Origin of the sequence: Faecalicatena orotica, assembly GCF_905197545.1 — a bacterium.
In the GTDB taxonomy this organism is placed as follows: domain Bacteria; phylum Bacillota; class Clostridia; order Lachnospirales; family Lachnospiraceae; genus Faecalicatena_A; species Faecalicatena_A orotica.
Genome location: NZ_CAJJZH010000010.1, coordinates 163,050 through 181,562, shown reverse-complemented (window position 1 = coordinate 181,562; position 18,513 = coordinate 163,050). Strand labels below are relative to the sequence as shown.

Here is an 18,513-nt window from a genome sequence, read left to right as displayed (position 1 = left end):
CTTTAAGGCTCTATCACTTTACTACATGAATGTAATAAAACCGCTTTTTATAGTTTACACTATAAAAAACGGTTTTACAATGATAAATTTTATACTTTTTTAATAGTTGACATAGAAATTTTATTATTTAAAACTTAATCTCAATTCTGGTCCCTTTTCCCGGTTCACTGTCCACTGTCACTCTGGCGCCGTGAAGCAGGGCACCATGTTTCACAATGGAAAGCCCCAGGCCTGTTCCTCCGCGTTCTTTGGAATGGCTCTTATCCACCCTGTAAAAGCGCTCAAATATACGCTCCTGATGTTCTTTCGGGATACCGATCCCGGTATCGGAAACGCTCACCTTCGGCCCCTCTAGTGTATTTCCTGCCCATACGCTCACCTGCCCGCCTGAAACATTATATTTGACTGCATTTTCACAGACATTATAGATCATCTCATCAAGAATCTGGCGGATCCCGTGATAGGTTACGGATTCCCCCTCGATCATGATCTGTACATTTTTAGCCCCCGCCTGCGGAGACAGCCTGCTGACCACCTCCCTGCTCAGGGCATAGAGATCTACATCTTCTTTTTCTAACTCCACAGATTCTTCATCCAGTCTGGACAGCTTGATAATATCTTCCACCAGTGTGATCAGCCTTCTGGCCTCTTTATAGATACGTTCTGAAAAATTAGGGATATCCTGGGGTCTGACCATTCCGTTTTTCATGATTTCGGCATATCCGGATATAGAAGTCAGCGGGGTCTTCAGTTCATGGGACACATTCGCTGAAAACTCCTTTCGCATATTCGCTACTGCATCCTTTGCCTTGTTCTGCTCATCCATCGCCTGAAGGAGTGGGGACAGCTCCGGATAAATCTCATTATCCAGAGGATGTTCAAGGTCCAGTTCATTGATCGGCTTGATCAGCCTGGCCGTTTGCCATTTTGCCATCAGCCATGCAAGAAACAGCACACCTGCAGCAAGGATGCACATGACCGGAAGGACATTTAAGGCAGTGCTCACGAGATTATCCATCGTCTTCGATACACGCAGCACCGTCCCATCCTCCAGAAGAATCGCATAGTAATACATCTCTTTTCCGACAGTTCCGGACATTCTGATATCCTCACCTGCCCCCTGTTTCAGGGCTTGTAATACCTCGCTCCTTGACCCGTGATTATCGAGTGCCGCCTCATCACGGCGGGAATCATACAGCACGGTACCCGCCGTATCGATCCGGGTCACCCGTGTCCCGGTATCCACATCGTCCATCTGTTCCAAGTAGGCTGGACCTGATATATTGATAGCCGTCCTGATATAACGTGCCTCCTGCCTGACTTCGCTTTTCAGCAGTCCAAGGTTCTGGCTGTACACCACGATTGTCATGACGGCATAAGATATCAGCAGTGTAATCGTAAGTACAAGCACCATGCTTTTCTGGATTCTAGCTCTCATCTGCATCCCCCACCCGGTAGCCGACTCCTCTCACAGTCTCAATGATCTCTCCTTTATCCCCCAGTTTCTGCCGTAGTGTACGGACATGCACATCAACGGTCCTCGTTTCTCCGTCAAAATCATATCCCCATATATCCTCCAGAAGCTGGTCTCTGGTGAGGACAATATTCCGGTTCCTTACCAGTCTCTCAAGCAGTTCAAATTCTTTCAGTGTGAGTGTCACCGGTCTGCCGTCAACCGTCACTTCATGCTTTCTTACATTCACACTGACGCCCGATGCACTTAGTTCGTCCTTGTCCGGAACCCGGCCCGAACGCCGTAAAACAGCTTTCACTCTGGATACCAGCTCCATCATGCCAAACGGCTTTGTCACATAGTCGTCCGCACCGGAATCCAGTCCGATCACCTTATCATACTCTGCCCCTTTGGCCGTTACCATAATGACAGGAATATCTTTTGTTCTGGCAGAGTTTTTTAATTTTTTCAACAGCGCAAGCCCGTCTTCACCGGGGAGCATGATATCAAGCAAAATAAGCTCTGGCGTATCAAACGCCAGAGCCTCCATAAAAGCGCCTCCTTCGGCAAATCCCTGCGCTTTCAGCCCTGTAGTTTCCAGTGTATATATCACAAGCTCCCGGATGTTATCATCGTCTTCCACACAATATATCATCTTGTCACTCCTTCGCAACTGTCCGGTACAGAACTGTACATTTGATGCACGGCCCGTACAAAATGTGGAACAGTCATACTTCTTTTTTATCTCCCGGCCAGTGAGATGCCGTTTTTATGAACGCCCGTGATAGAGAATTCTACCCATTCTGCAATATTCGTTGCATGGTCGCCGATGCGTTCCAGATATTTTGTTACCATGATCAGATCGAATATCCGCTTTCCATTCTCACCCTTTGCTGAGCGGATGTACTCCACAAGTTCATCACGGATCGTATTGAACAGATGATCCACATAATCATCCGCCTCCATGACATTCTTCGCCAGCTCCAGATCCTTTGTTACATAAGCAGTCACGCTTTCGCGTACCATCTTGCTGGCCGCGGCCGCCATCGTGCCGATTTCCTTAATGTCCGTGGCTGTATTATGTTTGGATGACAGCACAATCTCTGCTATATCGGCCGTCTGGTCGCCAATGCGCTCCATGTCCGTGATCATCTTCAGTGCGGCCGAAATCCTTCTCAGGTCTTTTGCCACCGGCTGCTGTTGGAGAAGCAGCTTCAGACACAGCCTCTCGATGTCTTTCTCCATCTGGTCGATCTCTTCATCTGCATCCATAATCGCTTTTGCCTGCTCGAGATTGCCTTCCTGCAGCGCCTTTGTAGCATTTGAAATTGCAATCTCACACAGCTCCCCCATATGGGTAAGCTGCTCATCCAATAACTGTAACTGTTTGTCAAATCTATTCCGCATTTTAGCCAAACCTCCCTGTGATATAATCCTCTGTCCGTTTATCTGCCGGTATGGAGAATAATTTTTCTGTATCGTTGTATTCCACTACCTCACCGAGAAGGAAAAATGCCGTATTGTCTGAGACACGAACTGCCTGCTGCATGTTATGTGTCACCATGACAATAGTATAATCTTTTTTCAGCTCCATCGCAAGGTCTTCTATCTTCGACGTTGAGATCGGGTCCAGGGCGGACGTCGGCTCATCCATCAGCAGTACTTCCGGCTCTACCGCAAGCGCCCTTGCAATGCACAGGCGCTGCTGCTGTCCTCCTGACATTCCAAGAGCACTTTTTTTCAGCCTGTCTTTACATTCCTCCCAAATAGCCGCACTGCGCAGTGACCTCTCCACAATATCATCCAGTTTTGATTTCGAATGAATGCCGTGTGTCCGTGGTCCGAAGGCAATGTTGTCATAGATGCTCATCGGAAACGGATTTGGTTTCTGAAATACCATTCCCACACGTTTTCTGAGCAGGTTCACGTCCATTCCCCCGAAAATACTCTGGCCGTCCAGCATGATTTCTCCTTCAATGCGGCATCCCTGCACCAGATCATTCATGCGGTTGATGGACTTAAGCAGGGTAGACTTTCCACACCCGCTGGGACCGATAAATGCCGTGATCTTATTTGCTTCTATCTCCAGATTTACTTTTTTCAGGGCTTTAAAATCTTCGTAATATAAATCCAGATTTTTGATGCTTATTTTTCCCATCTTTCGATTCCTTTCTACGCTTTCGTTAATTTTCTTGCGATCACGCCGGACAATGCGTTGATTCCCACTACCAGCACGAGCAGGATGACTGCTGTCGCATAGGCCTGATCCATATACAGGCCTTCATTTGACAAATTGTACATATGCAGGGCCAGGGTTCTTCCCGATCCCATCACACTGGTGGGAACTTTTGCTACTGTCCCGGCCGTATACATCAGGGCAGCCGTCTCACCGACAATCCTTCCGACAGAAAGAATAATCCCCGCCAGAATCCCCGGAACCGCTGATGGGAGAACAATTCGAAAAACCGTCCTGAGTTTTCCCGCACCCAGACCGAAGCTGCCTTCCCGAAAAGTATCAGGTACGGCTTTCAGCGCTTCCTCAGTCGTTCTCATAATCAGTGGCAGAATCATGATCGAAAGCGTAAATGCGCCTGCCAGAAGGGAAAATCCCCACCCCAGAGTGTTTACAAAGAACAGCATTCCAAAAAGGCCATAAACGATGGAGGGAATTCCGGAAAGTGTTTCAGTCGTCAGACGGATCACGCCCATGAATTTATTTCCTCTTTTTGCATACTCTACAAGAAAAATAGCTGCAAAAATTCCAAATGGAACTGCGATCAAAAGTGACAGCAGAGTCATAGTCACCGTGTTGATCAGCGCAGGCATCAATGATGCATTCTCTGATGTATAAGTTAATGAAAACAGAGAAGGTTTGATATATGGTACTCCATGAACAAGTATATAAACGATTAAGAAAATCAAAACCGTAAACGTAAGGACTGCCCCCAGCATGACAAACAGCATCGTGATGAAAGAGCCGGGATGTTTCAAGTAATTTTTCAATTTCTGGCTGAATGTTGTTTGATTATTCACGTTCCGTCCTCCTGTTTAATAAGGCTACACTGAAGTTGATGATCAGAATAAATACAAACAGGACAACACCGGTCGCAATCAGCGCTTCTCTGTGCAGATCTGTCGCATATCCCATCTCCATAACGATGTTGGCAGTCAGTGTACGGATTCCTTTGAGAATTCCTGCCGGCATTCTTGCCTGATTTCCTGCTACCATGATAACTGCCATAGTCTCGCCGATCGCACGCCCGATCCCAAGAACAATACCTGCAATGACGCCAGACTTTGCGGCCGGTATGATGACCCGGAAAATACTTCTCTCATGTGTTGCGCCAAGTGCCAGGGCCCCCTCATAATATTGTGGCGGAACTGAGCGGATAGCCGACTCCGTTACACCGATTATAGTAGGCAGAATCATCATTCCCAGAAGGATCGATGCGGTCAGCATACTGTTTCCGTCTCCGCTTGTCCTTGTGATTCCCAGCTGCTTTAATGTAATCCCCAGTTCTCTGACCCAGGGCACGAGCACTACTAACCCGAAGAATCCATATACAACAGAAGGGATACCTGCCAGAAGCTCCGTAGCTGCTTTCAATGGCTTGTATATCCTTTTTGGACAATACATTGCCATGAACACAGAGGTCAGGATTCCGATTGGCACACCGATGATGATTGCTCCCGCGGTCACATATATGCTGCCCACAATCATCGGGAGTACGCCGTATATGTCGTTATTCGGTCTCCACTTCTCACCTGAAATAAATTTCAAAAAACCTATCTCCTTCATCGCAGGGATACCATTTGCAAATAAAAATATGCAAATAAGAGCTACCGCCAGTACCGAAGCACAGGCGGCAATGAAGAACACTCCCTGCATGAATTTCTCACTCCATGCTTTTGATTTCATTTATTCGATTACCTCATCCCATGTAAGAGCTTCACCTGTATAGATGGATTTCACCTGCTCGCTGCTCAGATTATCTACAGAACTGTTCTTGTTCATGATTACGGCAATACCGTCTGTTGCAATAACAGTTGCCTGTAATCCTTCTGAAAGTTCTGTGTCTTTCAATTCTCTGGACGCCATACCGATGTCGTAGCTTCCGTCAACTGCAGATGTCATTCCTGTTGTAGAATCTGTTGTCTGGAGCTCAAGCTCAGCACCTGGATTCAGCTTGTTGTATGCCTCGATCAGTTTTTCCATTACCGGTGATACAGAGGATGAGCCGCCGATTACAGCTTTACCGGAAGGAGATGTTCCCTCAAACGGCTTCACATCATCAATTGCAATATAGTGGTTCTCTTCCACAACGGACTGCCCTTCTTCACTCATGATGAAGTTAATAAAATCTTTAGCTACCTCATTATCAAGACCTTCCTTTACCGCGATATTAAACGGTCTGGATACTTTGTATGTACCTGATTTAACATTTTCAGCCGTTGCCTCGGCACCGTCAATCTTAACAGCTTTTACACTGTCATCGAGTGAACCCAGTGATACATAGCCGATTGCATACTCGTTATCTGCAACGGTTGTCAGCATAACAGAAGTGCTATTTGTAATCTGTGCTTCCTCTGTTGTCATATCAATCTTTTCGTCACCGTTCTTTTCCTCAATCCCGAAAAGCTCAATGAAAGCACCTCTCGTACCTGATCCGTCCTCACGGGATACGATTGTGATATCATTGGAGCTGTCCCATTCGGAACCGCTTTGCTCTGTTTTTGTATCTGCATTTGCATCTGATGAAGCATCTGCCGATGTATCTTTGCTGCTGCCGCATCCAGTCACTGCGACTGCAAGCATGCTGACCATAGATAACGCTGCTATTAACTTTTTCATTTTCATAATTTACATTTCTCCTTTACCCTACATTGATACGCAGGTCAAATACCTGCCTGTTTTCTTTGAATATCTTCTTCACAGTTGTAATCATAAAGGGGGAATGTAAAATATAGAATTGGCGGAATGTTAAATCTGTGTTAAATACCGGAATATCTTTTTCGTTACCGTAAAAGCGGCATGCTTCCCGTCAGTTTGTTCACTTTCTTTTTGGCCCCGCAGATTGCCACACCGAAATATTTCAGCGTTTCTTCCGGTACCTGCCCGATTTTTTCGATAAATTCATCGTACACATTGCAGCTCTGTGCCACGTCAGAAAAATCTACAACGGTCAGTTCTTCGAATTCGGGTTCGAAGAGGCGTTCTCTGATCTTCCTGATTCCATCTGCCGTACTTTTCAGTATCGGAACCGGCAGCGCAATGATCCCCAAATGCTCGTGCCCCGTCTGGTCTTTCACATCCGGGCCGACATACTCCGGTATCATTTTCCCAAGGGTAATCCCCATAATTGCAGCCGTATTTGTGATAATCCCCAGCGGCAGTTCCTCATCAATCACCATGACACATTTTTTTCCTTCAAAATTCATAACTTATACCTCTCCTATTCTTTCATATTTGCCTTGACACTTTGCTTCCAAAACAACAAAAAATCGCGATCAAGCTTATTCGGCTTTCACGCGATTTATTTTATCATCCGTTATGAATGAAAATCTTGTATGATATCTTCAATTTTCTTAGACTGCAACAGTCAGGACTTCTTCTGCAATGTTACGTGAATGGTCAGAGATACGCTCCAGACAAACCAGAGCATCAAGATATACGATACCGGCATCTGTGTTGCACTGGTTGCTTGCCAGCCTCTTCATGTGTTCTGCACGAAGTCTGATTTCCAGATCATCTGCCTGGCTTTCCTTCTCAATAACTTTCATTGCCTTTTCTTTACTATTCTCTGCGAATGCTTCTATTGCATAGATGTAGCTGTCTGTACAGACATCGATCATTTCCCGCATCTCGGCAGTTCCCGTCTCTGAAAATTCCGCCTTTCTGATCTGGAGTGTCTCCGCAAACTCGGAAATATTTTCACAGTAATCACTGATACGCTCTATGTCCGAGATAATCTGCAGGAGGCTTGCCACATGCTGATGCTCCTTTTCGTTGATAGACAGTGAACTGATCTTGATCACATAATCTGTAATACCGCTGCACAGTCTGTCAACAGTGCTTTCTTCTTCTTTGATATCAAGAATCTCCTGATAGTCTTTCGTAAACATGACTCTCTTAGATTTATCAAGGGTAGCCCTTACGATATTACCCATGCGGACTACTTCACTGACCGTTGACTGCAGTGCGATACCAGGGGTTTCCAGCATTCTGTCGTCCAGAAGTACTTTGCTTTCATCCACTTCTCTTTCATCTTCCTTCTCCAGCTTCTTGGCCAGTTTGATGATCAGGTCAGATACCGGGAAGAGAAGAACTGTTGTTCCAATGTTGAAGATCGTATGCACCGTACTGATCTCTGTCTGTGTGATAACTCCGCCGCCCGCATTTGGATAGATGACCTTGAAAAATACGATTGCCACAATACTAAACAGGACGGTACCGATAATGTTAAATAAAAGGTGCATAACTGCAGCTGTCTTTGCAGTCTTCTTCGCCCCAATACTGGACATGATCGCGGTCACACAGGTACCGATATTCTGTCCCATAATGATGTACACTGCCGCATTGAACGGAACCAGTCCCGCCGCGGCAAGACTCTGCAGGATACCTACCGAGGCTGAAGAACTCTGGATAACCGCTGTAACCACGGCTCCGGCTATGATGCCAAGGAACGGATTATGTCCCAGGGTCACAAAAATATTGCGGAATCCTTCTGAATCCTGAAGCGGTGATACCGCTGATGACATAGTCGTGATACCTACAAACAAAAGACCGAACCCAATGATAATGCTGGAAACGTCTTTTGTAGAACGCCTTGTCCCTGTCAGCATGACAATCACACCGAGCATAATCGCGATCGGGGCAAGATTACCAGGGCTTAAGAACTTCGCCCACTCCACACTGGAAACGAGCCATCCGGTAACCGTTGTACCAATATTGGCCCCCATGATAACGCCCATCGCCTGAGTCAGGTTCATAATCCCCGCATTAACAAAACCAACCACCATGACCGTTGTCGCGGAAGAACTCTGGATAACTGCCGTAATAAAAGCACCGAGCAGAACACCAAAAAACTTATTCTTCGTCAGTGCCTCCAATAATGTCTTCATCTTGCTGCCGGCCGCATTCTCCAGCCCCTGGGCCATGATCTGCATGCCGTATATGAACATACCAAGACCCCCGACAAAAGGGATAATAATGCTTACGTAATTCATACGCCTCCTCCTATAATATACAGCTGATTCAGGTATCCCGAGGCTTCTTAGGTAATCTGCCGCCTCCCATACCTGCTGCCCGCTCTCACTCCATCAGGAAAGAGCTTACTCTCTGCTTTCAGGATAAAAATCCCGTACTATTACGATAACATTTACATTTACAAAAAACAACATAATTTTTGCTCATATTTTACTTATTCTATACACAGGAAACTGTTCAGAACAACGAAATTATCCACATCCCCTGCCCTGAACAGCCAAGTAATCCACTTTTCCTTTTTATTTTTTCATCCTGGGCTCAAAAATGAAAGATGCAAGATAACCAAATATCAGCGCTGCCGAAATCCCGACCGCACTCGCCGTAAATCCCCCCATAAAAATCCCCAGGAATCCGTTGGCGTCAACAGCTTCTTTTACGCCCTGCCATAACACATTTCCAAAACCGAGCAGAGGCACACTCGCCCCCGCACCAGCAAACTTCTGAAACGGCTCATAAATATTACAAAAACCCAGCACCGCGCCAGTACAGACAAGAAGAACCATAATCCTCCCCGGCATCAGCTTCGTACGGTCTAAGAGAATCTGCACGGCAGCACAGATAAGACCTCCAATCCAGAATGCATTCAAATAGTCCATAAAACCCTCCTTTGAGGACGTAATATTTCTCAGGTTTACTACGTCCCTAATTAACGTAAGTGGTGTACCTTTTTGACTTTAGTGGTGTACCTTTTTGCTGTTTATCAGCAGTGTTCTAACACGATTGCGTGTGCGATCCCCGGCACGCTTGCGCCTTCGTTGAAGCTTACGGTCGACATGAGTGCGCCTGTGGGCACGAATAAGATGCGTTTCCACTCGCCTTTTTTGATTTTGGGCAGGATATAGGCGGCCAGTGTGACGGCAGCGCATCCGCATCCGCTGCCCCCGGCGTGGGTGTCCTGCTCTTTCTGGTCGTATATGGTCATTCCGCAGTCTATATGTTTTGTTCTGATATCGTAGCCTTTTCCCTGCATCAGGTCAAAGAGGATGTCCTGCCCTACGTATCCGAGATCGCCGGTTACTATGCGGTTATAGTCCTCTGCCGTGCGGCCGAAGTCTTTGAAGTTCTGTATGATGGTGTCGGCTGCGGCGGGTGCCATGCATGCCCCCATATTCTGGGAATCTTTCAGCCCGTAATCCACTATTTTCCCTACGGTCACACCGCTGATCCTGATATGGCTTTTTTCTGTCCCTACAAGGAATGCCCCGCTACCTGTCACGGTCCAGTGTGCAGACAGCGGCCGCTGGTTCGCATATCCGAGTGGAAAGCGGAATTCTTTTTCAGCGCTGCCGAAATGGCTGGAGGTTACTGCCAGCATATAGTCCCCATAACCTGCCGCCACACTCATTGCGCTGAGTGCCAGTGCCTCACCCGAAGTGGAACACGCCCCATACAGGCCGAACATCGGAATCTGCAGAGCTTCCACCCCCATAGAAGTGGCGATTCCCTGGCGTAGCAGGTCACCCCCAAAAAGGTACCGGACCTTTTCCGGTGGTACGTGTGCCTTTCCAAGCGCCAGAACGCATGCTTCTTTCTGCATGTTACTCTCCGCCTCTTCCCAGGTCTTTGCCCCGAAAAGATCATCATGATTCGCCATATCGAATAGTTTCGCGAGCGGACCTTCTGATTCTTTGCTACCTACTACAGAACCGCTGCTGATAAGATAGGGAGATTCTCCAAAACCGATACTCTGGCTGCCTATTACCTGATTCATATCTTTCCCTCATTTCATAATATTATTTCAGACTTTTAATGCTTAGTATATCTTGCTTTTTTAAAACTATTCATCTTGACATTTACTTAATTTCTGTTATACTGTACTTATCAAACAAGTACAGTATATATACAGTAAGTACACCCATAAAAATACAGGTAGCTTGTTATTGAATACAGGTGTTTCTGTGAACAGTAACGGGGGGATTGATATGAAAATATTCGTAAGGCAAAAGGCGGTGATATTTTGGAAATTATATTAAGCAACAGCAGCAGCAAACCAATCTACGAACAGATCACCACGCAGATCAAAGGCATGATCATGAGCAATGAACTGAAGACCGGCGATGCGCTCCCTTCCATGCGAAACCTCGCCAAAAGCCTTCATATCAGCGTAATCACGGCACAGCATGCCTATGAAGATTTGCAGCGCGACGGATTTATAGAAACTATCGCCGGCAAAGGCACATTTGTTGCGGCGCAGAACAAAGATTTTATACGGGAAGAAGAACTGCGCAATGCCGAGGAAAAGCTACAGGAAGCTGCTGATATTGCCCGGCGCAGCGGCATTTCCCTTTCAGAGCTCGTTCAAATTCTAACACTGCTTTACAAGGAGGTCTAACACATGGAAAACACACTAACCGTCAGCCATCTGACAAAGACTTATAAGGACTTCACGCTAGACGATGTTTCTTTTCAGGTCCCACGAGGCTCCATCTGCGGCCTGATCGGCGAAAACGGCGCCGGCAAGACAACCGCCATTTCTGCGATGCTGAATATCATCACACCGGACAGTGGAGACATCCGGATTCTGGACATGGATTACAGAGAAGACGAGAAAAAAATCAAGCAGCGTGTCGGCGTCGTTCTGGATGAACTGAACCAGATTCCCCACCTTTACTGCAAAGATATCGATACTATCATGAAAAAAATATACACCAGCTGGGACAGCAGGCTTTTCTTCCAGTACCTAGAAAACTTCAAGCTGCCGCAGAAGAAAAAAGTGAAAGAGCTGTCAAAAGGAATGAATGTAAAACTGAATTTTGCGGTTGCTCTTTCCCACAATGCAGAATTCCTCATACTGGATGAGGCAACTTCAGGACTTGACCCGGTCATGCGGGATGATATACTGCAGCTTCTCCAGGAATTTGTCCTGGATGAAAACCACTCCGTCCTCCTATCCACCCACATTACAAGTGACCTTGATAAGATTGCGGATTATATCATTTTTATGCATGAAGGGAATATTCAGTTTATCAAGTCTAAAGAGGATATAGAAAATAATTACGGAGTCCTCCAGTGCAGAAATGACTTCTTTGAAGCACTCTCACCGGATGACTACTGTGCATACATAAAAGAAGAATATTCTGTAAAAGTTCTGGTCCACCACAAACAGGAGCTGCTCAGGCATTTTCAGGATCTGGTCATCGAGCGCGCTTCTATCGAAGATATCATGTTATTTTATATAAAGGGGGTTATCATATGACAGGATTAATACACCGGGATTTATTAATATCCTTTAGAAGGCTGGGCAAGATGTCCTATATTATGGAAGCAGTATACTTTTTCTTCTTCCTCTTATTTTTCAAAAATGCATACGGTGCACTCACATTCTTTTTGCTCCTCGCCCCGATCAATATGTCAGGTCTTCCTAATACGATGAAGGAGATTGATTCCAATTATAAAGGGATGAGGGCGGCAAGGCTTCTGCCGTATAGTAAGAAAGACCTTGTAAAAGGAAGATTCCTGTCCGCCTTATTTAACCAGTTATTTTATGTTGCGGAGATGGTTTTGTTCGCAGTATGCCATCACTTTATAAAAGGTGGGATTTCCTGGGTTACTTATCTTCTTTTCATAGCAGGTGGCTGGCTGGTCGGGATTTTCATGACTGCTGTTAACCTGCTCGTCAGTTTTACAACAGGATTCAACGCCAGTGCAATTATATATTTAATTACAGTCATAGCGGTGGGTGCGGGATATGTGCTTTTTCTATTTACCGGTGTTAAGACAGGGATTCTTGCACAGATTTCCTCATTAAATACAGCATGGATATTCATAATTGCCTGCTGCTTTGATATCCTGATCCTGCTTGCCAGTTATATAATTTCCATAAAATGCTTTGACAAAACCTTATAAAATACTTTTCTGTGGTATATTTTTTCTTCTTTTCCAGATACTATCCGTAATCACGAATTTAAAGGAGATTTTGTTATGGATAAGGTTGAAAAGATGAAACAGGAAAAGCAGTATGAACAGTATGTGAAGCAGAAGACCCCTGTCCATAATGTTTATGTGGATATGGCAAAAGCCTTTATTACCGGGGGAATCATCTGTACGATAGGTCAGTTTATCTATAATTACTGTGAACTGCAGAACCTGTCTAAAGATGAATGCAGCGGCTGGACTTCTATGCTCCTCGTCCTGCTTAGTGTTATTCTGACCGGTATTAATCTCTATCCGAAGATTGCAAAATGGGGTGGTGCAGGCGCGCTGGTTCCTATCACGGGATTCGCGAATTCGGTTGCCTCTCCTGCTATAGAGTATAAAAAAGAAGGACAGGTTTTCGGAATCGGATGCAAAATTTTTACAATCGCCGGACCTGTTATCCTGTATGGAATATTTACGAGCTGGGTTCTGGGATTCGTTTACTGGATTTATAAACTGCTCTGATATTTGAAACAATTAATCCCTATGAAATCAAGAGAACAGCTGCACCGGAAAATATCTGGCTGCAGCTGTTCTTTTTTATCACCTGTTTCTCCACACAGAAAGCCATTTCCCGATATAGGGAATATGGAACACGACTTTTCCGCATATGTCTCCGTATGATACAGTATCCTCGTCCCACTCTACATTCTCCGTCCCTTTTGTCCTGAATCCCGGACCATATTCATCATAATCCGGAACCACTTCGACGATGACATGTGTGACTGAAATGTCTTCGCTGTTATGAAATGTAATCATATCCTTCACTTTCAAATTCTCTGCTTTTGTTTTATATACAAACAAGAAGCTGCCCTTTGGTATCACATGCTCCATGCTGGTTGATTCCATATAATAGTAAGTGATCCCAACTTTGTCCAGATTCAGCAGAACTACAACAACAAGAACAAGAACCAGCAGAAATCCTGCCGAAAAACGTCTTACGGCCCTGAAACGGGGAACCGGCTTCCTCTTTTTCTCAGGCACTGTAATGTAATCATCCTGCGATTCTGTATGAAATAACTCTTCCGGCGATGGAATTTCTTCTGGCACCGGGTCCAACCGTTCCTCTTTCATTCTTTGATCTTACTGCCTTTCTTTCCGCCGGCTTTTCTGAGCTGCTTCTTAATCAGCTTTTCGATCTTCTTGACATGTTCGCCACTGTCCTGAACCTTCAGACCTTCCACTTCCTGAAGCATCTTATTCATCCTGCTTTCCAGACGTTTCATGATGCCTTCCTGTGCAGTGATCTGCTCATCCCGGCTTTTTAAACTTTCTTCCTGTACTTTCATCTGTGCTTCCCAGTTTCTGATCGTCTCTTCCTGATTTCTAATCTGCGCCTCACAGTTGCTGATCGTCTCTTCCTGATTTCTAATCTGAGCCTCACAGTTACTGATCGTTTCTTTCTGGACCCTGACCTGTTCCTCCCAATTATTGATTGTCTCTTCCTGATTCTTTATCTGAGCCTCACAATTGCTGATCGTCTCTTTCTGGGCTTTCACCTGCGCTTCCCAGTTTCTGATCGTTCCCTCCTGGGTCTTAATCTGCGCTTCTCTGCGCCTGATATTCTCCTCCTGCTGGCGGATCGTCTTTTCCTGAGCCTTAATCACCTCATCCTGCCCCTTACTCCGTTCCCAGAGGTTCTTATAGCAGTTCTCTGCCTTCACAATCTTCTGGTTCAGCTTTTCCTTCTCAATCCGTTCTTCCTCCGCTTCCTTCTGGAGCTCCTCAATCATACCCTGAAGCTCCTGAATGTAAGCATCCATCTGTTTTTTATTATATCCGCCAATGATACTGCTTTTTACCTCAAACTCACTTATCTCCTGCATAATAATCTCCTAATAATCACATTATCTTGTGTATTGAAATACCTATCTAAATTTTACCACACTTCCGTTAAAAAGTCATTTGTATTCTCAAATCAATTACACCGGATATCTCTTCTGAGATACGTTCAGTAACGACTAGGGAGCTGCGAAAACCCCGCAGCTCCCTAATCAATTCTTTCTCTTTATGTAAATTTAATCATCCTGCTTCCTATCTCTCTTCACGGAAGTAGTTTAATCCGCAGCTCTTTGGCTGTGCATGCTCTTTACTCTGTCTCATGCTCGTAACGACAAGCACGATAATCGTCGCCACATAGGGGGCCATATCGTATATTTGTGCAGGAAGCCCCGGTATCTTGATATACATGCGCATGATTGTAAGTCCGCCGAATATCAGCGCGACAAGTATGCCTCTTGCAGGACTCCATGTTGCGAAGATAACCAGCGCAACCGCCAGCCAGCCGTATCCGCTTACGCATCCGTGCACCCATACACCTTTTGTTGTTACCATACTCATGTACATACCACCGATCCCGCAGATTCCACCGCCCACGATCGTTGCAATATATTTATATTTCGTGATATTAATTCCTGCCGCATCCGCGGTTGCCGGGTCCTCCCCAATCGCACGCAGATTCAGACCTACCCGCGATTTATTAAAGAACCATGCCATTACAACAGCAAGAATGATCGCAAAATATACGAGCCAGTTATACTGGAACAATAATTTCCCTAAAACCGGAATATCCGATAAAACCGGAATATGGAGCTTTGAAAATGCATCCTTTGTAACGCCGCTAACCGTTACATATCCGCCTGCCTTTTGACCGATATATTCTCCGAAGAAGTTTCCAAAACCTGTACCAAAAATGGTCAGTGTCAGTCCGGTTACGTTCTGATTCGCCCTCAGCGAAATTGTGAGGAAGCTGTAAATCAATGCACCGAACGAACCCGCTATAAAAGATACGAGAAGGGCGAGGACCGCAGACACTGCCCCGTTTGGCGTACCTCCGGATTTCGTAACTGCCTGTTCATAATAGTAGGAACCGGCAAGTCCGGTAATGGCGCCCATGAACATCATACCTTCCACACCAAGGTTTAAGTTACCGGATTTCTCTGTGAGGATCTCTCCGAGTGCCCCTAGAAGCAGCGGGGTCCCGGCCAGCACGGCGGCAATAAACAAACTATTTAATGTACTAAGCATGATGTTCCTCCTTTCCTCTGAAAATCAGCCTGTAGGTTATGAAGAACTCACATCCCAGCATGAAAAACAGTATGATACCAATCAGCAGGTCAGATGCAGATGCAGGTATCTTGAAGTTTGTCTGGATGGTATTGGAGCCTCTCTCAAGCATCGCTATAAACACAGATACGATCAGCATTCCGTATGGATTCATTTTTGCAAGCCATGCAACAGTGATGGCTGTAAATCCGACACCGCCTGCTGTTCCCTCTGTTATCGTATAATCGGCGCCGGCAAACTGCAGCATTCCTACCAGTCCACAGAGCGCACCGGACAGGAACATCGTCCGTTTGAACACTCTGCTGACATTGATGCCGGCATAACGCGCGGTATTGTTACTTTCACCTACAACAGCAATCTCATATCCCTGTTTCGTCTTATTAAAGTAAATCCATGACACAACAACAAGGATCAGTGCCAGAATCCAGCCCCAGTGAACCCCCAGCACCTTACTGAGCCTTGCCCCCGGCACCAGCATGGCAATTTTCGGGAAACTGCTTCCCGGCGCCTTCCACGGTCCGTTCATCAGATATTTGATGAATGCCAGCGCAATATAATTGAGCATCAGGGTAAACAGTGTCTCATTCGTCCCCCATTTTGCCTTGCAGACTGCCGGAAGAAGCCCGTACAGGCCGCCCGCCACCATACCTGCAAGCATCATAAGGATAACCAGCGGCAGCTTCGGGAAGATATGTGCAGTAAACAATCCGAACGCGCCTGCCGCCACCGCACCTACCAGAATCTGTCCTTCAGCACCGATATTCCAGAATTTCATCTTAAAGGCAAATGAAATTCCAATCGCAGTAATCAAAAGCGGGACCGCTAATTTTACAGTCTCATGTATAACCGTCCTGGACCCCCATGACCCGACAACCATCGCCTTATAAACAGCGAGCGGATTATGTCCAAGGACGAATATCAGGAGTCCCCCGGTAATCAGGGAAAGTATGAACGCAGCCGCCCGGATCCCCCACGCCTTCTGTTGGGAAATCGCGTCTCTTTTTACCATACGGATCAGAGGCTCTTTGGCCTGCATTGAATGTCTGCTCATACGTTCACCTCCTCTTTCTCTTCTGTATCTTTCTCATCTACATGGATCATCATAAGGCCAATATCCTCTTTCGTTACCTCCCGCGGATCTACAATTCCGCTCACTTTTCCGCCGCACAATACCATGATGCGGTCCGAAAGTTCGATCAGCACATCAAGGTCCTCCCCGATGAAAATAACCGCAACTCCTTTTTTCTTCTGTTCATTCAGAAGCTCATAAATACGGTAGGAAGAATTGATATCCAGTCCGCGGACCGGGTACGCTACAATCAGGACAGACGGGCTTAATGCAATCTCACGCCCGAGCAGTACTTTCTGGACATTTCCGCCGGAGAGCCTGCCCACCGGCGTTTCTACACCCGGAGTCACGATCTCAAGCTCCTCGATCAGCTGTTCTGCAAGGGCTTTTGGCGTCTTCCTGTCTGTGAAAATCCCCTTTTTATTCTTATAACTGCGCAGCATGACATTATCCGTCATATCCATTCCGGCAACAAGCCCCATACCAAGCCTGTCCTCCGGCACAAACGCCATTGAAATTCCCTTTTTTACGATTTCATCCGGTCTGAGTCCTAAGATTCTCTCTTTGATGGGCTCACCGTCATGTTCTCCGGTATACAGGACAGAACCTCCGATTGTCGGATACAGGCCGGCAATTGCCTCACAGAGCTCCTTCTGCCCGCTTCCCGCGATTCCTGCCACGCCTAAGATTTCCCCTCCATATGCAGAAAACGAAACATTATCCAGCGCCTTCACCCCGTCACCGTTCAGGCAGGTCAGTCCGATCACCTGCAGTCTCTCGACCTTATCTTCCATTTCAGGACGTTCTATCTCCAGACTAATCGGCCTGCCGACCATCATCTCAGTAAGCTGTGCCTGATTGGTCTTTTCCGTATCCACTGCACCTATGTATTCCCCTTTCCGCAGGATAGCCACACGGTCAGATATCGCAAGCACCTCATATAGTTTATGTGTGATGATGATAATCGACTTTCCGTCTTTCTTCATATTACGAAGCACGGCAAACAGTTTTTCCGTCTCCTGTGGGGTCAGAACCGCCGTCGGCTCATCCAGAATCAGAATATCCGCCCCCCGGTAAAGCACTTTCAGAATTTCAACCGTCTGTTTTTCAGATACCGCCATGTTATAGACTTTTTTTGCAGGATCAATCTCGAATCCATATCTGGATGCCAGGTCTTTTACCTTCTGATTAATCTCTTTCCGGTTCACCGTAGCCTTTCCGTCCAGCCCTAATACGATATTCTCTGCTGCCGTCAGTACATCCACAAGTTTAAAATGCTGATGGATCATACCAATCCCCAGATCGAACGCATCCCTCGGGGAACGGATCGTCACCGTCCTGCCATGCACTTCAATTTCCCCATGATCCGGGAAATAGATTCCGGAAAGCATATTCATCAATGTTGTCTTCCCGCTCCCGTTCTCTCCGAGAAGTGCAAGAATCTCTCCGTCCTTTAATTCCAGGTTAATGTCCTTGTTGGCAACAACCTTACCGAATGTTTTAGTGACATGCTGCATACGAACCGCATATCCTGTAGTCTCACCCAAATCTTCACCCTCCTTCTTATGTCTTCCCCCTATTCAGGTACCCCGTAATATATGCCTTGATTTAGCAGCACAGGCTGCAGAATAAGGTATACCCTAAAGGGCATACCGTAACTCATGCCCTGCGGGCAGTAAGGTACATATTACGTGATGCCCGAAAAGGTTTTAGCCTGCTGCGGGCCCTGTAACTTTAAAAACA

The 18,513-nt window shown here is 46.2% G+C and carries 20 protein-coding genes; 4 read left to right on the top strand and 16 right to left on the bottom strand.

The window, feature by feature from the left end:
* Positions 1-127: 127 nt before the first annotated feature.
* From ABIN22_RS19465 to ABIN22_RS19415, 11 genes are all read right to left on the bottom strand, one after another.
* Positions 128-1,438, bottom strand: a complete 1,311-nt coding sequence (locus ABIN22_RS19465) for a sensor histidine kinase (RefSeq protein ID WP_109731143.1) — start codon at positions 1,436-1,438, stop codon at positions 128-130.
* Positions 1,428-2,108: a response regulator transcription factor gene (locus ABIN22_RS19460; RefSeq protein WP_109731144.1), complete on the bottom strand. Its 681-nt coding sequence runs from the start codon at positions 2,106-2,108 to the stop codon at positions 1,428-1,430. Before ABIN22_RS19460 ends, ABIN22_RS19465 begins: the two co-directional genes overlap by 11 nt.
* Positions 2,109-2,194: 86 nt before the next feature.
* Entirely contained in the window at positions 2,195-2,860 is a 666-nt protein-coding gene (gene phoU, locus ABIN22_RS19455) for a phosphate signaling complex protein PhoU (RefSeq protein ID WP_109731145.1), read from the bottom strand.
* Position 2,861: 1 nt separating this feature from the next.
* Positions 2,862-3,611: a phosphate ABC transporter ATP-binding protein PstB gene (gene pstB, locus ABIN22_RS19450; RefSeq protein ID WP_109731146.1), complete on the bottom strand. Its 750-nt coding sequence runs from the start codon at positions 3,609-3,611 to the stop codon at positions 2,862-2,864.
* Between the two features lie 14 nt (positions 3,612-3,625).
* Positions 3,626-4,486, bottom strand: coding sequence for a phosphate ABC transporter permease PstA (gene pstA / locus ABIN22_RS19445; RefSeq protein WP_109731147.1), 861 nt, complete (start codon positions 4,484-4,486; stop codon positions 3,626-3,628).
* Positions 4,479-5,372 carry a phosphate ABC transporter permease subunit PstC gene (pstC, locus tag ABIN22_RS19440; RefSeq protein ID WP_109731148.1) on the bottom strand — a complete coding sequence of 298 codons (894 nt, stop codon included), beginning with the start codon at positions 5,370-5,372 and terminating at the stop codon, positions 4,479-4,481. The genes pstA and pstC overlap by 8 nt, the downstream gene beginning before the upstream one ends.
* Positions 5,373-6,311, bottom strand: a complete 939-nt coding sequence (locus tag ABIN22_RS19435; protein WP_109731149.1) for a substrate-binding domain-containing protein — start codon at positions 6,309-6,311, stop codon at positions 5,373-5,375. It abuts the gene before it with no gap.
* 158 nt (positions 6,312-6,469) lie between these two features.
* Positions 6,470-6,892 (bottom strand): DUF2000 domain-containing protein, encoded by a 423-nt coding sequence (locus tag ABIN22_RS19430; RefSeq protein ID WP_109731150.1) that lies wholly within the window; start codon positions 6,890-6,892, stop codon positions 6,470-6,472.
* A gap of 147 nt (positions 6,893-7,039) precedes the next feature.
* Positions 7,040-8,680, bottom strand: coding sequence for a Na/Pi cotransporter family protein (locus ABIN22_RS19425; protein ID WP_109731151.1), 1,641 nt, complete (start codon positions 8,678-8,680; stop codon positions 7,040-7,042).
* 279 nt (positions 8,681-8,959) lie between these two features.
* On the bottom strand, positions 8,960-9,316 hold the full coding sequence (locus ABIN22_RS19420) for a SpoVA/SpoVAEb family sporulation membrane protein (RefSeq protein WP_109731152.1): 357 nt from the start codon (positions 9,314-9,316) through the stop codon (positions 8,960-8,962).
* Positions 9,317-9,420: 104 nt separating this feature from the next.
* Positions 9,421-10,431 (bottom strand): stage V sporulation protein AD, encoded by a 1,011-nt coding sequence (locus tag ABIN22_RS19415; protein ID WP_109731153.1) that lies wholly within the window; start codon positions 10,429-10,431, stop codon positions 9,421-9,423.
* Between the two features lie 246 nt (positions 10,432-10,677).
* Between ABIN22_RS19415 and ABIN22_RS19410 the strand changes: the two genes are divergently transcribed.
* From ABIN22_RS19410 to ABIN22_RS19395, 4 genes are all read left to right on the top strand, one after another.
* Positions 10,678-11,052 (top strand): GntR family transcriptional regulator, encoded by a 375-nt coding sequence (locus ABIN22_RS19410; protein WP_346910633.1) that lies wholly within the window; start codon positions 10,678-10,680, stop codon positions 11,050-11,052.
* Between the two features lie 3 nt (positions 11,053-11,055).
* Positions 11,056-11,916, top strand: coding sequence for an ABC transporter ATP-binding protein (locus tag ABIN22_RS19405; protein WP_118621469.1), 861 nt, complete (start codon positions 11,056-11,058; stop codon positions 11,914-11,916).
* Positions 11,913-12,566, top strand: a complete 654-nt coding sequence (locus ABIN22_RS19400) for an ABC-2 transporter permease (RefSeq protein ID WP_109731156.1) — start codon at positions 11,913-11,915, stop codon at positions 12,564-12,566. The genes ABIN22_RS19405 and ABIN22_RS19400 overlap by 4 nt, the downstream gene beginning before the upstream one ends.
* A 75-nt stretch (positions 12,567-12,641) precedes the next feature.
* Positions 12,642-13,100 (top strand): SpoVA/SpoVAEb family sporulation membrane protein, encoded by a 459-nt coding sequence (locus tag ABIN22_RS19395; RefSeq protein WP_118621467.1) that lies wholly within the window; start codon positions 12,642-12,644, stop codon positions 13,098-13,100.
* A gap of 78 nt (positions 13,101-13,178) precedes the next feature.
* Here ABIN22_RS19395 and ABIN22_RS19390 read toward each other — a convergent pair whose 3' ends face one another.
* The 5 genes from ABIN22_RS19390 to ABIN22_RS19370 form a co-directional block, all read right to left on the bottom strand.
* The gene (locus ABIN22_RS19390) at positions 13,179-13,709 is read right to left on the bottom strand and encodes a signal peptidase I (protein WP_118621466.1); all 531 of its coding nucleotides are present in this window, start codon (positions 13,707-13,709) and stop codon (positions 13,179-13,181) included.
* Entirely contained in the window at positions 13,706-14,461 is a 756-nt protein-coding gene (locus ABIN22_RS19385) for a coiled-coil domain-containing protein (RefSeq protein WP_118621465.1), read from the bottom strand. The genes ABIN22_RS19390 and ABIN22_RS19385 overlap by 4 nt, the downstream gene beginning before the upstream one ends.
* 208 nt (positions 14,462-14,669) lie before the next feature.
* Positions 14,670-15,662, bottom strand: a complete 993-nt coding sequence (locus ABIN22_RS19380) for an ABC transporter permease (RefSeq protein ID WP_109731160.1) — start codon at positions 15,660-15,662, stop codon at positions 14,670-14,672.
* On the bottom strand, positions 15,655-16,752 hold the full coding sequence (locus tag ABIN22_RS19375) for an ABC transporter permease (protein ID WP_109731161.1): 1,098 nt from the start codon (positions 16,750-16,752) through the stop codon (positions 15,655-15,657). Before ABIN22_RS19375 ends, ABIN22_RS19380 begins: the two co-directional genes overlap by 8 nt.
* The gene (locus tag ABIN22_RS19370) at positions 16,749-18,287 is read right to left on the bottom strand and encodes an ABC transporter ATP-binding protein (RefSeq protein ID WP_346910665.1); all 1,539 of its coding nucleotides are present in this window, start codon (positions 18,285-18,287) and stop codon (positions 16,749-16,751) included. The genes ABIN22_RS19375 and ABIN22_RS19370 overlap by 4 nt, the downstream gene beginning before the upstream one ends.
* Between the last annotated feature and the right edge of the window lie 226 nt (positions 18,288-18,513).

What these genes read in the sequence shown, in the direction of transcription:
- ABIN22_RS19465 (WP_109731143.1), bottom strand. Translation starts at nt 1,438, where the DNA reads ATGAGAGCTAGAATCCAGAAAAGCATGGTGCTTGTACTTACGATTACA.
- ABIN22_RS19460 (WP_109731144.1), bottom strand. Translation starts at nt 2,108, where the DNA reads ATGATATATTGTGTGGAAGACGATGATAACATCCGGGAGCTTGTGATA.
- phoU (WP_109731145.1), bottom strand. Translation starts at nt 2,860, where the DNA reads ATGCGGAATAGATTTGACAAACAGTTACAGTTATTGGATGAGCAGCTT.
- pstB (WP_109731146.1), bottom strand. Translation starts at nt 3,611, where the DNA reads ATGGGAAAAATAAGCATCAAAAATCTGGATTTATATTACGAAGATTTT.
- pstC (WP_109731148.1), bottom strand. Translation starts at nt 5,372, where the DNA reads ATGAAATCAAAAGCATGGAGTGAGAAATTCATGCAGGGAGTGTTCTTC.
- ABIN22_RS19435 (WP_109731149.1), bottom strand. Translation starts at nt 6,311, where the DNA reads ATGAAAATGAAAAAGTTAATAGCAGCGTTATCTATGGTCAGCATGCTT.
- ABIN22_RS19430 (WP_109731150.1), bottom strand. Translation starts at nt 6,892, where the DNA reads ATGAATTTTGAAGGAAAAAAATGTGTCATGGTGATTGATGAGGAACTG.
- ABIN22_RS19425 (WP_109731151.1), bottom strand. Translation starts at nt 8,680, where the DNA reads ATGAATTACGTAAGCATTATTATCCCTTTTGTCGGGGGTCTTGGTATG.
- ABIN22_RS19420 (WP_109731152.1), bottom strand. Translation starts at nt 9,316, where the DNA reads ATGGACTATTTGAATGCATTCTGGATTGGAGGTCTTATCTGTGCTGCC.
- ABIN22_RS19415 (WP_109731153.1), bottom strand. Translation starts at nt 10,431, where the DNA reads ATGAATCAGGTAATAGGCAGCCAGAGTATCGGTTTTGGAGAATCTCCC.
- ABIN22_RS19405 (WP_118621469.1), top strand. Translation starts at nt 11,056, where the DNA reads ATGGAAAACACACTAACCGTCAGCCATCTGACAAAGACTTATAAGGAC.
- ABIN22_RS19400 (WP_109731156.1), top strand. Translation starts at nt 11,913, where the DNA reads ATGACAGGATTAATACACCGGGATTTATTAATATCCTTTAGAAGGCTG.
- ABIN22_RS19395 (WP_118621467.1), top strand. Translation starts at nt 12,642, where the DNA reads ATGGATAAGGTTGAAAAGATGAAACAGGAAAAGCAGTATGAACAGTAT.
- ABIN22_RS19390 (WP_118621466.1), bottom strand. Translation starts at nt 13,709, where the DNA reads ATGAAAGAGGAACGGTTGGACCCGGTGCCAGAAGAAATTCCATCGCCG.
- ABIN22_RS19385 (WP_118621465.1), bottom strand. Translation starts at nt 14,461, where the DNA reads ATGCAGGAGATAAGTGAGTTTGAGGTAAAAAGCAGTATCATTGGCGGA.
- ABIN22_RS19380 (WP_109731160.1), bottom strand. Translation starts at nt 15,662, where the DNA reads ATGCTTAGTACATTAAATAGTTTGTTTATTGCCGCCGTGCTGGCCGGG.
- ABIN22_RS19375 (WP_109731161.1), bottom strand. Translation starts at nt 16,752, where the DNA reads ATGAGCAGACATTCAATGCAGGCCAAAGAGCCTCTGATCCGTATGGTA.
- ABIN22_RS19370 (WP_346910665.1), bottom strand. Translation starts at nt 18,287, where the DNA reads ATGCAGCATGTCACTAAAACATTCGGTAAGGTTGTTGCCAACAAGGAC.